10 protein-coding genes are annotated in these 13,677 nt (G+C 41.0%); 3 read left to right on the top strand and 7 right to left on the bottom strand.

The features are described from left to right. The first annotated feature begins 277 nt into the window (after positions 1 to 277). Positions 278 to 1,234: a LysR family transcriptional regulator gene (locus DNJ75_RS10585; protein ID WP_117003432.1), complete on the top strand. Its 957-nt coding sequence runs from the start codon at positions 278 to 280 to the stop codon at positions 1,232 to 1,234. On the opposite strand, the gene asd is transcribed toward DNJ75_RS10585, so the two are convergent. From asd to acs, 3 genes are all read right to left on the bottom strand, one after another. Beyond that, a complete protein-coding gene (asd, locus tag DNJ75_RS10580) occupies positions 1,208 to 2,299 on the bottom strand; it encodes an aspartate-semialdehyde dehydrogenase (protein WP_117003444.1) in 1,092 nt (363 codons plus the stop codon). The two genes, DNJ75_RS10585 and asd, sit on opposite strands and share 27 nt — an antisense overlap. Positions 2,300 to 2,476: 177 nt before the next feature. Further along, complete coding sequence (locus DNJ75_RS10575; protein ID WP_117003431.1) at positions 2,477 to 3,265, bottom strand: beta-ketoacyl synthase chain length factor; 789 nt, start codon at positions 3,263 to 3,265, stop codon at positions 2,477 to 2,479. A 6-nt stretch (positions 3,266 to 3,271) separates the two neighbouring features. Then, positions 3,272 to 5,185, bottom strand: a complete 1,914-nt coding sequence (acs, locus tag DNJ75_RS10570) for an acetate--CoA ligase (RefSeq protein ID WP_117003430.1) — start codon at positions 5,183 to 5,185, stop codon at positions 3,272 to 3,274. 410 nt (positions 5,186 to 5,595) lie between these two features. On the opposite strand from acs, the gene DNJ75_RS10565 reads away from it, so the two are divergent. Beyond that, positions 5,596 to 7,602: a glycosyl hydrolase family 18 protein gene (locus tag DNJ75_RS10565; protein WP_117003429.1), complete on the top strand. Its 2,007-nt coding sequence runs from the start codon at positions 5,596 to 5,598 to the stop codon at positions 7,600 to 7,602. Positions 7,603 to 7,695: 93 nt separating this feature from the next. After that, positions 7,696 to 8,484 (top strand): substrate-binding periplasmic protein, encoded by a 789-nt coding sequence (locus tag DNJ75_RS10560; protein WP_206609104.1) that lies wholly within the window; start codon positions 7,696 to 7,698, stop codon positions 8,482 to 8,484. A 214-nt stretch (positions 8,485 to 8,698) separates the two neighbouring features. Here DNJ75_RS10560 and fba read toward each other — a convergent pair whose 3' ends face one another. From fba to gap, 4 genes are all read right to left on the bottom strand, one after another. Continuing rightward, positions 8,699 to 9,763, bottom strand: coding sequence for a class II fructose-bisphosphate aldolase (fba, locus tag DNJ75_RS10555; protein ID WP_117003427.1), 1,065 nt, complete (start codon positions 9,761 to 9,763; stop codon positions 8,699 to 8,701). A 195-nt stretch (positions 9,764 to 9,958) separates the two neighbouring features. After that, positions 9,959 to 11,392, bottom strand: coding sequence for a pyruvate kinase (pyk, locus tag DNJ75_RS10550; RefSeq protein ID WP_117003426.1), 1,434 nt, complete (start codon positions 11,390 to 11,392; stop codon positions 9,959 to 9,961). Beyond that, positions 11,389 to 12,576: a phosphoglycerate kinase gene (locus DNJ75_RS10545; protein WP_117003425.1), complete on the bottom strand. Its 1,188-nt coding sequence runs from the start codon at positions 12,574 to 12,576 to the stop codon at positions 11,389 to 11,391. The genes pyk and DNJ75_RS10545 overlap by 4 nt, the downstream gene beginning before the upstream one ends. Positions 12,577 to 12,634: 58 nt before the next feature. Then, positions 12,635 to 13,648 (bottom strand): type I glyceraldehyde-3-phosphate dehydrogenase, encoded by a 1,014-nt coding sequence (gene gap / locus DNJ75_RS10540; RefSeq protein ID WP_117003424.1) that lies wholly within the window; start codon positions 13,646 to 13,648, stop codon positions 12,635 to 12,637. Positions 13,649 to 13,677 lie beyond the last annotated feature (29 nt).

The following is a 13,677-nucleotide window of genomic DNA, read 5'->3' as shown; positions in this document are numbered from 1 at the left end:
ATGCCTATATATTTACCTTATATCTCTGCAGAGTATGCGCTGATCTCTTATGGCTAATCAGAAATCAACGGCTTGCATTAAGCTTTTAAACACTATAGTATTAGCTACCGTAGGTGCCAGAGAAAAACAAGCAGTAGCGCACTCCCCCTAGCGTGATTCACACGGATGTTTTCTGACTTGCTGCACCTACACAACTTAAACACACTTCCCATAAAAACATTCCATGACACAAGTATGAAAGCTATTTATAATACGTCTACATTAGATCCTCGGCTCAATGCAAACCAATAAAATGGCGTATAACTTAACCTACAAACAAATTCAAATTTTTTTACAAGTGGTTGAAACAGAAAACCTAACGGAAGCAGCCAACTTACTCCACTTAACGCAACCTGCCGTCACCAAACAAATCAAAAGCTTAGAAATGGACGTTGGCAAGAAGCTCTTTTATTTTAATGGGCGCAAGTCACTCTTAACCGCCGAGGGAGAAAGCTTTCTGCCCTATGCGCGCGAAATTCAAGCGTCATTTAAAAAGTTGCTATATCATTTATCGCATGAAAACAAAGACTATAAATTGAACCTTGTTGTCTCACCTATTTATGATGAATGGATTATTCAGATATTAAAGCAAGTGAAAAAATCACACCCTAAGTTAAATTATAATATCAACTTTACAACCCTTGATTACACGGCATTGTATGAGCGTTACGATGGTGATTTAATCATTGCCTCACGTGATATTTTGGATAAAAAATATTACAACGAAAAAGTCTGCAATTTAGAAAACTCGCTAGTCTGCTCAAGTGACAATCATGAATTATTAAACAACTTAAACATTGATAATATCTTCAAACAAACCTTTATTACGCTTAAACTGCAATCGCTACTTTATGAGCAAACAATAAAGTCCGTACCCAAAAACACAGACATCTCGATTTTCTCAAATGCGCAAGTTGCCAAAAAAGCCATTGTTGCTAATTTAGGTATCGGTTGGTTGCCTGACTTTATTTTGCAAAAGGAAATTAAAGATGGTCGTTTGATTCGTATTGCTGACGCATTAAAAGCCAAGGGTGCCTCTACCAATGATCTACAAAAAGTCACCATGAAGGGATTTACTGCCTATTTGGCATATCACCTGGATAAACCGATCAATAAGGTGATGCGTGAATTTATTCAAGCGCTGTTTGAGTTATCAACTTCGGCTAATTTAAATTTGAGTAAGACAAATATTTAACATTCGTCTTAAGGGCTCAGCCGCCCCCCACAATAGCTGATCACCCACAGTAAAAAGCTGAATATGTCGATCTGAAAGATTCGTCTTTTTCAAGCGCCCAACCGCAATATCCAAGGTATTGCTCACTGCCATCGGCGTTAAATGCTTCGCAGTTTGTTGAGGATCATTATCAACAAAACGCACCCACTCATTAGCACTTTTTATTTTTTGCTCTACTTCTTTCAAATCAATCATTTGTTTAAGTTCAATCGTCAGCGCCTGACTATGCGCTCTTAACACAGGGACGCGTACACAAATGCCATCAATTGGCAAGGTGGGTGATCGCTGTAAAATCTTGTTCATTTCTGCTTGCGCTTTCCACTCTTCTTTGCTTTGCCCATTTGCCAATGGTGCATCAATAAAGGGCAGAATATTATATGCCATCGGGGTCAAGAACTCCGTACATGGAAAATTACTAGCAGTCACTTTAGTGTGAATATTACGCTCAAGCTTCAAACTATCTGTCATATCAACATTATTAGCTAAAGACGTTTGCTTAACAAGCTCAATCATCGCCTTAGCACCGGCACCAGAAACCGCCTGATAGCTCATGACGGAAATCCAATTAATGAGATCTTCTTGAAGTAAGCCTTGAATCGCTAGCATCATCAAACTCACGGTGCAATTACCACCAACAAAGTTTTTAACTCCACTTGCTAAAGCGTGATCAATCACATCACGATTAATAGGATCCAATACAATCACACTATCCTCATCCATGCGCAGATGAGAAGCTGCATCAATCCAATACCCCTGCCAACCGTTAGCTCTCAATTTAGGTAGAATCTCAGCGGTATAATCACTACCTTGGCATGTGACGATAATCTCCATTTGCATCAAGCTATCCATGGCATATGCATCTTGTAATCGTTGAGTGCCAACACCAAGGACATCCACTTGTTGATCTTTTTGTGATGTGCTAAAGAAAACAGGATTGAATGACGCAAAGTCATTATTTTGATGCATGCGTTCAAGCAACACTGACCCAACCATACCACGCCAACCGATAAAGCCAACGCTCTTCATTTGTTTTTTAATCATATTTCCCTCATCAACTTTATCTAAGTAACTATGCGAATATTATCAGGTATTTTTTGGATTCTCGGATCAAGTCAGAGAATGACAATGAATCGTCATATTCGAGCTTGACTCGAATATCCATGATTACCAATAAACTATTGTTTAAGCACGTATTTCCGTACTCTACTCCCCATTATTTTTATACCAATTAAACTGCCAAAATGCACTGTCTTGTTTAAGGTTATTATCAAACTCGTCATAAACCCACGCTAAGAATACAAGAGCAGGTGGAAAGACAGCAGTTTGCGCGGCTATGTCTTTCTTTATTTCGGCTTTAGTGCTTGGTGATAAGTCCAAGCGACAGGTGAAGCCCTCTTTTGTTGTATGCGCATAATTATCCATCACAAAAGCACAAGCATATTGCTGATCATAATCACAGTTATAGGATTTGTAGCTCTCTGCCAATGGCTCATCATAGATTACCAGTAAGACTCGTGAATGCGGATTAAGCTGTAAATAAGTCAATGCTTCAATAACAGCCATAAAAAAGGTATCTTTGCCACCAGCAATTGAGTTGATATTGGTTTTGATCCCCTGAGATAATGACAAAAGACCGGACGCGGTATTATGCACTGATTGCGAAAAATCCATAGGGGATAACAGCTCTTTTTGGGCAATCTGCCTAAGTAGCGACTGCACACGATTAACCTCACCATGTTGTGAGGCAAACACCGTATAATTAATCTCGAGATTTTCTTCAGATTGCGCAAAACAAGCTAAAGCCACCTCTAGTGCTTGCTTGACACCCAAGCTTGAGCGACGCTTTAAGCTAGCAGGTATATGCGTCGTTGCAATCTCACCTGAGTTTGGCAGGTCTTGTTTACACGCATGCCATTTCTGCCATTCATCTACCGTGTTAAGTGTCGGTGCCATTCCACTAAAATGGCGCAGGTTAAAAGTAAAGCTGGTCATAAATTCTTAAGACATATTCTCTGTTTTTCGATAGTCTACACGATGTAGAATCAAATCTTTAACACAACTTTCATCTGCCAACGTCGAGGTATCACCGATTTGTTGCTCTTCAAAATGGGCGATCTTTCTTAAAATGCGGCGCATAATCTTACCTGATCTTGTTTTAGGCAGCATTGGCGCCCATTGAATTACCTTAATACTGGCAATTGGCCCATAGGTTTTCCTAACCCACTGAATAATCTCTTTTTTAAGTGAATCATCCGGATTAACACCCTTCTCTAGGGTGATATATGCATAGATCACCTCACCTTTGATACTATCAGGAATACCAACAACCGCAGTTTCAGCAACCGCTGGATGTGAATCGATGACGCTTTCAACCTCAGCCGTACCAATTCTATGTCCAGCAATACTAATCACATCATCTAAACGTCCAGAGATCCAATAATGATTATCTTGATCGCGATAAGCACCGTCACCAGGGAAATAATACCCAGGATAAACATTAAAATAGCTTTGCATATAGCGCTCATGGTCTCCCCATAAGCTACGCATCATGCCAGGCCACGGCTTTTTAATTACCAATGCACCATAATCATGCGCCTCTAATGCACCTTTGACTTCTTTAGCTGAGGTTTTATCTAAAATAGCCACATCAACACCCCAAAATGGCGTCATTGCTGAACCTGGTTTCTGCTGATGACTAAAATCAGGGCTAATCATAATTCCACCGGTTTCAGTTTGCCACCACGTATCGACAATAGCGCATTGTCCTTTGCCGACTTGTTCATGATACCAATGCCACGCTTCGCGATTAATCGGCTCACCGACACTGCCTAAAATACGTAAAGAATCACGCGTAGTCTGAGCTAAAACAGCATTATCACCTTCGGCTTGTAGTGCACGGATCGCCGTTGGTGCCGTGTAAAAAATACTGACTTTATACTTATCAACCACATCAAAAAACCGTGATTTTTGCGGATAACTTGGCACACCTTCAAATAACACACTCGTAGTCGCATTAACAAGTGGTCCATAAACCACATAGGAATGCCCTGTAATCCAGCCGACATCTGCCGTACACCAATAAACATCATTATGTTGAAGGTCAAAAATATGTTTGTGTGTTGTCGCTGCATAGACCAAGTAACCAGCGGTAGTATGCACCACACCTTTCGGCTTACCTGTTGAGCCTGATGTGTACAGAATAAACAATGGATCTTCAGCTTTCATCACTTCAACAGGGCAGATGGCAGGCACTTTATCAAGAAGCGCTTTGTAGTCAACATCCAGCGCATTATTCCAGTTGATTGGATTATTGGCGTATTTAATAACTAATACTTTTTCAACACTTGGGCAGTGCTTCAATGCTTCATCAACATTGGCTTTAAGTGCCACGGCTTTACCACCTCTAAAACCACCATCAGCGGTAATGATAAATTTTGATTGAGCATCATTGACTCTATCAGCAATAGCAACCGGTGAAAAACCACCAAAAATAACGGAATGTATCGCGCCAATGCGCGCGCATGCCAACATCGCAACAGGGGCTTCAACAATCATCGGTAAATAGATACAGACCACATCACCTTTTTTAACACCAATCGACTTTAAGACATTGGCAAAACGATTCACCTGCTCATAAAGCATTTGATAGCTTATCGATTTGCTATGCTCAGGGTTATCACCCTCCCAATAGAAAGCAACTTTATCGGCATGTTTTTGCAAATGGCGATCAACACAGTTGTAACAGGCATTTAATTCGCCCTCTTCAAACCATTTGATATTTCCCTCTTTGAAGCTACCACTACTAACAGTTTGCCACGGGCTTATCCAATCGATAATCTGACTTTTCTTTGCCCAGAAATTTTGCGTTTGTTCAATACTTTGTGCGTATTCTGTCAACCAGCCTTTTGACATAATCTATGATTCCTTAACCTTCCAATTTAACTCCTTAAAAAGAGTATCAAAAAAGCCATCGATTTCCTAACACTTATGCATAGAATGTCTCTTGTCATAGTACGGGCTAAGACTAAATACTCACCCACAGTGCCCACCGTTCCCTGAGCATCAGTCGAAGGGAAGCTTGGGGAAATCACACTCCATAGAGGCTTCGACTTACGCTCAGCCAACGCTTACACAATCAAAGGGGCAGAAATATAGTCATAGCCTAATTATGCTTAACCTACCATTGGTCAACAGTGCAGCTCTCATTAGCATATCTTATATCCCCATAACAACGCTTGATGCTCATTTTATCGCCTAAATACATCTTTTAACTTATGCTTTCCTTGTCGAGAAAACTAATTTAACCATCTATCGAGGAAAGCATGAAAAATAAAAAAACCTTATCGAAAGTCATTATTGCTAGCATTATGAGTGCGGGATTAAGTGGTGTTGCTCATAGCGCACATTTTACTTACCCTGAAAATATTGCCAATTATCAAATGGGCGATAGCGTAACGAATAACGGTAAAACCTATGAGTGCATTGGTGGCGCTTGGTGTACACAATCACATAATGAACCAGGTGTTGCCGGACTTGAACATTGGTGGCAATCTGCGTGGCAAGAAACCAGCACACCAAGCCCAGACCCAGAGCCAACACCTGATCCACAACCTGAACCAACACCTACACCAGAACAATGTATAGGTGACATCCCAGTTAATCCACAAGTATACAAAGGCGCTGATAGTGGATATTGGGGCGGATATAGCAAAGGTGACTTTGTCCTACACGATGATCAAATATGGCAAGTCGCTAGTAACTCTTGGTGGACAAATGACGTGCCTGGCACCTCAAGTGCTTGGCAGGTATGCGCAGGTCACATAGTGGCTGATCTTAAAGTTACGATAAGTGGAGACACCCACGGCATTGCCGATGATCATCAAATTGCTTTAATGATCGGTGATAAGCTGCATATGATTCCACTCTCAGGCACAACCATTGGTTTAAGCAAAGGAGAGCATGACTTTAGCGTTAATGATATTATTGATTTTGAAGATGGACATATCTACGTTGCACAACTAAGCACATCAAGCATTGATGCCAAAGACAAAGAGCACTACGCACTTGATATTCACTTTGATGTTCAAGAAATACCTTACAGTACACTTAATATCGATGTTGATTTTAATGGTGCCGCACCAATGGCATATCCAAAGGCATCAATAGCAGGCACTAATGGCAATCAATACCAATCAGATGCACAGCATTTACAGTTAGGCAATAATGCATTTAAAGTACCGAGCATTGGTAGCTATCAAATCAAAGGCGAAAGCTTCACTATGGATGGTCTAAAATACAGTGCAACACCGATTAGCATTATTGATGGCGTTATCCAAGGAGATGCCAAATTACAATATCAAGCAAAAGCAGATAAGCCACTAATGGTTGGTTATTTAACGCCTTGGAATACGCAAGTTAAAATAAGTGACGCCGTTGAACGTGGTTATAATACAATTGTACTTGCCTTTGCTGTAGTGAATGATGCTAATCCACTAACTATGACAGATCCTTGGAACATTTATGCCGATTGGCAAAATGGTGGTAACTGGCAAAACAATATGAAAAAAGATATTGAGCAAGCTAAACAAAGTGGCAAATTAAAACATGTGATCTTATCGGTTGGTGGTGAGCATAATACCTTTAAACCAAATGGTGCGGATCCAGCAGTTGTTGCACAAAACATTGTTAACTATGCTAAATCTCTAGGTGCTGATGGAATTGATTTTGATCTTGAAAATTTAGGCGGCATTGATGAAAAGAAAATGGAGTCCGATATCTATAGAACCATCCAAGCCATTAAACAAATTGATGCTGATTTTGTCATTACTGCTGCACCTCAGTTTAACCTAATCAACAATGGTGAGGTACATCTTGTAAATACTGGAACACAGCGTATTTATGAAAAATCTGTCGCGGCTGGATTGTTTGATTATATCTTTATTCAAGAGTATAACACCGGACACTACTGCATTGATCAATTTGGCATTGGCTCGATATGCAGTGGTGCCAGTGAAACAAATATTAACCAAATGCATCCTCAATTTGTGGTTAATAGCTTTGTGCGCTTAAAGCAAATTATTCCAGCTAGTACTAAAATTATCCCAGGTCAACCTTCGGATAAACCCGCAGCAGGACTCGCTACTGTTTACAATGGTGTTTACAAAGATCGTGCTTATAGTGAGCTATGTAAAGCATACCAAACATCCAGTGTCTTTAATGACCCACAATTTGGTGGTGCGATGAGTTGGAGCATTAATCAAGACGCTGCTAATGGTTACAAATTCGTTAATGCAATCTTTGCGGATAATTGTGATAGCGTGCAAAATTAAATTCTGACAAACAAACTGTGATCATGGATGATTTCTAACACGATAAGTGCTAATGTTAATGCGGTAATTACAGCAACAGGAAGGAAACACAACATGGAAGGTAAACGGCTATTTCAACACTATTTACAAATAACCAAGATAATCGTGCTTGGTATCTGCGCCATGCCAGCACTAAGCCGAGCACAAGAAAGTCACTCAACACTCAAGTTTTGCGCTGAGCCTTGGCCTCCTTATGACTACAAACACAACAATACTGTACTTGGCTCTGATGTGACGTTAAATAAGCAAGTACTAAAGAAACTTAATGTAACAACACAAGTCTATATCATGCCATGGAAGCAATGCTGGCAACTTGTCAAACAAGGTAAAATGGATGGTGCTTTGATGGTTTCTAAAAAGAAAGCTCGTGAGCCTTATGTCTATTATCCAGAGACAGCGACAGCACATCTCAAATACACTTGGGTTACCAACCAAAACCATCAAAAACAATATTTTGATCTATGCCCAAATCTCAGCACACTTAATATTACCATTGGACTTGTCAAAGATAACAGCTACTCAAGTGAATTATTAAGCTGTCTCGCCAAATCATATAATGCTAAGCACATCCAAACATATAACACACTTGAGCAGGCCTTAAGAATGTTAATTATGAACAAAGTCCAACTAATCCCAGCCATTCCCGAGGTTGTAGAACACTTAGATAAAGACATTAAACTTGAAGGGATTGTTATTCATCCGACACCGATTTTTAGTAAAACCTATTACACTGTATTTTCTAAAAAATCTAAATTTAGTAATGACAAATATCAAAATATAGAGGGATTGACTAAAGACTTCGCTAAAATGTTATCCTTAGTCAACAAAAAGCAGACGGTGTAGTCTTAAAAAAATCACAAAGTGCATAACCCTATTATTTAACTGGAGTTACGCACTTTTGCTATTTCAACACCCCACCTCGCAAGCTCGGCACCCCTCTTGCAAAGAGGGGAATAAAATCACCGTTGCCTAATTCCCCTCTTTGCAAGAGGGGTGGCAGCCGTAGGCTGACGGGGTGTTTATAAAATCATAGTTTTTCTAAAGTGCGTAGCTTCAGTTATTTAACGCGTGGGTCTAATTCACCCGTTTGATACATTTGATACATTTTCTCTAAAGAGATTGGCTTGATTTTATCTGCCATACCCGCAGCACCAAAAGCCTCATAACGCGCCTGACAAATATCACGCATTGCATCTTTTGCAACTGCATTATACTTACGTGGATCAAATTCCGCGCGATGTGTTGCCATAAATTTGCGAATTGCACCAGTAGCTGCCATACGTAGATCGGTATCGATGTTGACCTTTCTGACACCATATTTGATCGCTTCAACGATTTCAGCAACAGGCACACCATAGGTCTCACCCATATCACCGCCGTATTCATTGATGACTTTAAGCCAATCTTGTGGCACTGAAGATGAACCATGCATCACCAAATGGGTATCCGGAATACGTGCATGAATCTCTTTAACACGTGAGATTGCTAGGACATCACCTGTCGGTGGTTTGGTAAATTTATAGGCACCATGACTCGTACCAATCGCAATGGCTAAGGCATCCACTTTTGTTTCTTTGACAAATTGTGCTGCTTCTTCTGGATCAGTTAACATTTGATCATGTGATAAGGTGCCAACAGCACCTACACCATCTTCTTCACCTGCTTGCCCTGTTTCAAGCGACCCTAAGCAACCAAGTTCCCCCTCAACGGATACACCACAAGCATGCGCCATTGCAGCGGTACGTTTGGTAACATCAACATTATAGGCATAATCTGCTGGCGTTTTGCCATCTGCTTTTAATGAACCATCCATCATCACTGATGAAAAGCCTAATTGAATGGAGCGCTGACAAACATCTGGCGATGTCCCGTGATCTTGATGCATACATACTGGAATATCTGGATATTCTTCAATCGCAGCTAACACAAGGTGGCGAATAAATGGTGCCCCTGCATATTTTCTGGCACCCGCTGAAGCTTGTAGGATAACCGGTGCTTTAACCTTGCTTGCAGCTTCCATCACCGCACGGATTTGCTCTAAGTTGTTAACATTAAATGCAGGAATGCCATAACGATGTTCTGCTGCATGATCCAATAATTGACGTAATGATACTAATGCCATTTTCTTATCCTTATTTTTTATTTACGGAAGTTACGCCATTTTTTTCAGTTCAACACCCCACCTCGCAAGCTCGGCACCCCTCTTGCAAAGAGGGGAATGTACACTACCCTTGCCTAATTCCCCTCTTTGCAAGAGGGGTGGCAGCCGCAGGCTGACGGGGTGTTTTATTTCGCTAAAATGCGTAACTCCAATTATTTATACCACATTACCGGCTTGAATAACCTTAATCTTATTGGTGCCACCATGAACACCCATGTGATCACCACTGGTTAATACCATCCACTCACCCGCCTTGACAATACCACGCTTCTCAAGCTCAAGCGATGCCTCACGGTTCACATAAAAGCGCGCCATACGTGTTGAGTCAAACTCAATCGGTACAACCCCACGATAAAGCGTCATTTTGCCCAAAGTCATGCGATTACGTGATAACGCATAAATCGGTAGATGAGTATTAATACGTGACATCCATAACGCAGTAGAGCCTGATTCAGTTAATGAAATAATCGCTTTAGCATCAACATGATTTGCTAAATAAACAGCAGCACTCGCTACGGCTTCATCGACTCGATCATGGTGACGCGTCACATTATCTTTAGAGACGATATGCACCAAGTTGCTATTCTCAGCAGCTTCACACACACGTGACATTGCAGAGACCGTTTCAACAGGATAATCGCCTGCTGCAGACTCAGCTGAGAGCATAACTACATCTGTTCCATCTAATACGGCATTAGCAACATCAGATACTTCAGCACGCGTTGGTGTTGAGCTTGTAATCATCGATTCCATCATTTGCGTTGCGGTAATAACGACTTTATCTAATTCACGCGTTAAGCGGATAATCATCTTCTGAGCTGCTGGCACATTCTCGTCGCCGATCTCAACGGCTAAATCGCCACGCGCGACCATTATCGCATCGGATGCTTTAATGATCTCTTCGATATTAGCCACCGCTTCAGTGCGCTCAACCTTAGCAACAACGCCTGCTTCTGAGCCTGATTCTAGCAATAACTTACGCGCATACTCCATGTCCTTGGCATCGCGTGGAAAAGACACCGCCACATAATCCACTTCAAGTGCTGCAGCGGTTTTAATATCTTCTTTGTCTTTTTCAGTCAATGCTGGTGCGGTTAAGCCGCCACCTTTTTTGTTAATGCCTTTATTGTTAGAAAGCTTGCCACCCACAGTCACTTTACAATGCACTTTAGCACCTTCAACCTTGGCAACCGTTAACACAATCTTGCCATCATCTAACAGTAGAACATCGCCTTTTTTAACATCATTTGGTAACTCTTTATAATCAATCCCAACTGATTTCTCATCTCCTGCTGCCTTATCCATTTCAGCATCAAGGATAAATGTGTCACCATTTTTTAAGAGCACTTTGCCATCTTTAAACTTAGCCACACGAATCTTTGGCCCCTGTAAGTCCGCTAGAATACCGATATAAACGCCTTTTTCTTTGGCAACTTCACGAATCAGTTGCACACGTTTACGATGATCATCCGCCGTACCGTGTGAGAAATTACAACGCACCGCATTTAATCCGGCATCGACCATTTTACTTAGCACTTCTTTGGACTCGCTTGCAGGACCTATGGTTGCTAAGATTTTCGTTCTTCTCATGCTTTCACCTCTTGTGCACGTTCGCATAATACTTCAACACCAGGCAGGGTTTTGCCTTCAATAAACTCTAAAAAAGCACCCCCTGCGGTTGAAATATACGATACTTTATCTTTGATATTAAACTTCTCAATCGCAGCAATGGTATCGCCACCACCTGCAACTGAGAAAGCATCTGAATCAGCAATTGCTTTGGCAATCGCCTTGGTCCCTGCTTCAAACTCTGGAAACTCAAATACACCTACCGGACCATTCCATAAAATGGTTTTGGCTTTAGCAATTGTTGCTGCGAGTTTTACCTCTGTCAAAGGACCGATATCTAAAATCATATCATCCGGTTCAATCGATTCGATGGTTTTAATCTCAGCTTTAGCCTCTTCACTAAAGCTTTTTGCAACTCGCACATCAATAGGTAATGGAATATCAGCCCCCTTTGCGCGCGCCTTGTCGATCAAGGCACGTGCCGTATCAACAAGATCTGCTTCTATTAATGATTTGCCAACATTAAAGCCAGCGGCAACTAAGAACGTATTAGCAATACCACCACCAACAATCAATTGATCAACCTGATCAATTAAATTCTCAAGCACGGTTAATTTAGTTGATACTTTTGACCCACCAACAATTGCTGCTAATGGCTTTTGTGGATTTTTTAGTACTGCTTTAAGTGCGTTTAATTCCTCAGTTAATAAAAGACCAGCACAGGCAACTGGTGCGTATTTAGCAACACCATAAGTCGAGGCTTGCGCTCTGTGCGCTGTTGCAAAGGCATCCATCACAAAGACATCACATAAACTCGCGAGCTTCCGTGATAATGCGTCATCTGATTTTTTCTCGCCCTTGTTAAAGCGTACATTTTCACAGATCACCACATCACCGGCATTAACGTTAACACCAGAGAGATAGTCTTTGATAAGATTTACCGACTGACCTAGCTTTTGTGTTAAGCATTCCGCTACGGGTTTTAGTGAGTATTCTTCATTATACTCACCTTCCTCAGGACGCCCTAAGTGTGACATCAATATCACACTGGCACCTTGATTTAATGCGTATTTAATAGTTGGTAATGCGGCATCAATGCGCACGAAACTGGTGACTTTGCCATCTTTGACTGGCACGTTGAAATCAACGCGCATCAAGACTTTTTTGCCCTTTAGTGGCACATCCGTTATTGATAAAAAGTTCATTATTAATCCTTAAAAACAAAAAAGGCGTCTTCACGCCTTAAATACTTTTTTACTTATTTTACTTAGCTGCAAACCACGCTTTTGTCGTTCTTAGCATCTGATTTGAGAAGCCCCATTCATTGTCATACCAAGAAAGGACTTTCACAAGATTGCCAATCACACGCGTTTGTGTGGCATCAAAGATCGATGGATGCGGATTATGGTTAAAGTCCATAGAGACTAATGGCTCAAGATTATAGCCTAACACACCTTTTAAATTACCTGCTTCAGAAGCGGCTTTTAATAAACCATTAACTTCTTCCACAGAAGTGTGCTTTTTAGCAGTGAATGTCAAATCAACTACTGATACGTTAATCGTTGGCACACGCATTGCAAAACCATCTAAACGCCCTTTAAGATCAGGCAACACCAAACCTACAGCAGCAGCGGCTCCCGTTTTAGTTGGGATCATATTGTGCGCAGCAGCACGTGCGCGATGTAAATCACTGTGATAGCTATCAACAATTTTCTGATCATTAGTATACGCATGAATCGTTGTCATCAAACCTTCTTGAATACCGATACTATCGTTTAATACTTTAGCCACAGGTGCCAAACAGTTTGTTGTGCATGACGCATTAGAAATAACCGTCATATCAGAAGTTAATACATTGTGATTCACACCATAAACAATCGTTGCATCAACATCATTGCCACCTGGAGCTGAGATAACAACCTTTTTAGCACCCGCTTGAATATGTGCGCCGCACTTCTCTTTTGATGTGAATAAACCAGTACATTCAAAGACCACATCGATATCCAAATCTTTCCATGGCAAATCAGCTGGGTTACGCTCAGCTAAGATTTTAATGCGATCGTTATTGATCACCATTTCGTTATTTTGTAAAGAAACATCTGCGTGGAAGCGACCATGTGTTGTATCATACTTTGTCAAATGAACATTAACCTCAGGGCTGCCCAAATCATTAATGGCAACGATTTTAAAATCGTTTGTTAAACCCGCTTCATAAATCGCACGTAATACACAACGACCAATGCGCCCATAACCATTAATTGCAATTTTAATTGCCATCTTTTATTTCTCCTTTTTTAAATTAGCCG

Source organism: Cysteiniphilum litorale (assembly GCF_003428165.1).
GTDB lineage: Bacteria > Pseudomonadota > Gammaproteobacteria > Francisellales > Francisellaceae > Caedibacter > Caedibacter litoralis.
The sequence above is the reverse complement of the archived record's forward strand: the minus strand, read 5'-3'. Positions and strand labels throughout refer to the sequence as shown.

Bases quoted from the DNA above. Each gene is read 5' to 3' on its own strand.
- DNJ75_RS10585 (WP_117003432.1), top strand. From the start codon at position 278: ATGCAAACCAATAAAATGGCGTATAACTTAACCTACAAACAAATTCAA.
- asd (WP_117003444.1), bottom strand. From the start codon at position 2,299: ATGAAGAGCGTTGGCTTTATCGGTTGGCGTGGTATGGTTGGGTCAGTG.
- DNJ75_RS10575 (WP_117003431.1), bottom strand. From the start codon at position 3,265: ATGACCAGCTTTACTTTTAACCTGCGCCATTTTAGTGGAATGGCACCG.
- acs (WP_117003430.1), bottom strand. From the start codon at position 5,185: ATGTCAAAAGGCTGGTTGACAGAATACGCACAAAGTATTGAACAAACG.
- DNJ75_RS10565 (WP_117003429.1), top strand. From the start codon at position 5,596: ATGAAAAATAAAAAAACCTTATCGAAAGTCATTATTGCTAGCATTATG.
- DNJ75_RS10560 (WP_206609104.1), top strand. From the start codon at position 7,696: ATGGAAGGTAAACGGCTATTTCAACACTATTTACAAATAACCAAGATA.
- fba (WP_117003427.1), bottom strand. From the start codon at position 9,763: ATGGCATTAGTATCATTACGTCAATTATTGGATCATGCAGCAGAACAT.
- pyk (WP_117003426.1), bottom strand. From the start codon at position 11,392: ATGAGAAGAACGAAAATCTTAGCAACCATAGGTCCTGCAAGCGAGTCC.
- DNJ75_RS10545 (WP_117003425.1), bottom strand. From the start codon at position 12,576: ATGAACTTTTTATCAATAACGGATGTGCCACTAAAGGGCAAAAAAGTC.
- gap (WP_117003424.1), bottom strand. From the start codon at position 13,648: ATGGCAATTAAAATTGCAATTAATGGTTATGGGCGCATTGGTCGTTGT.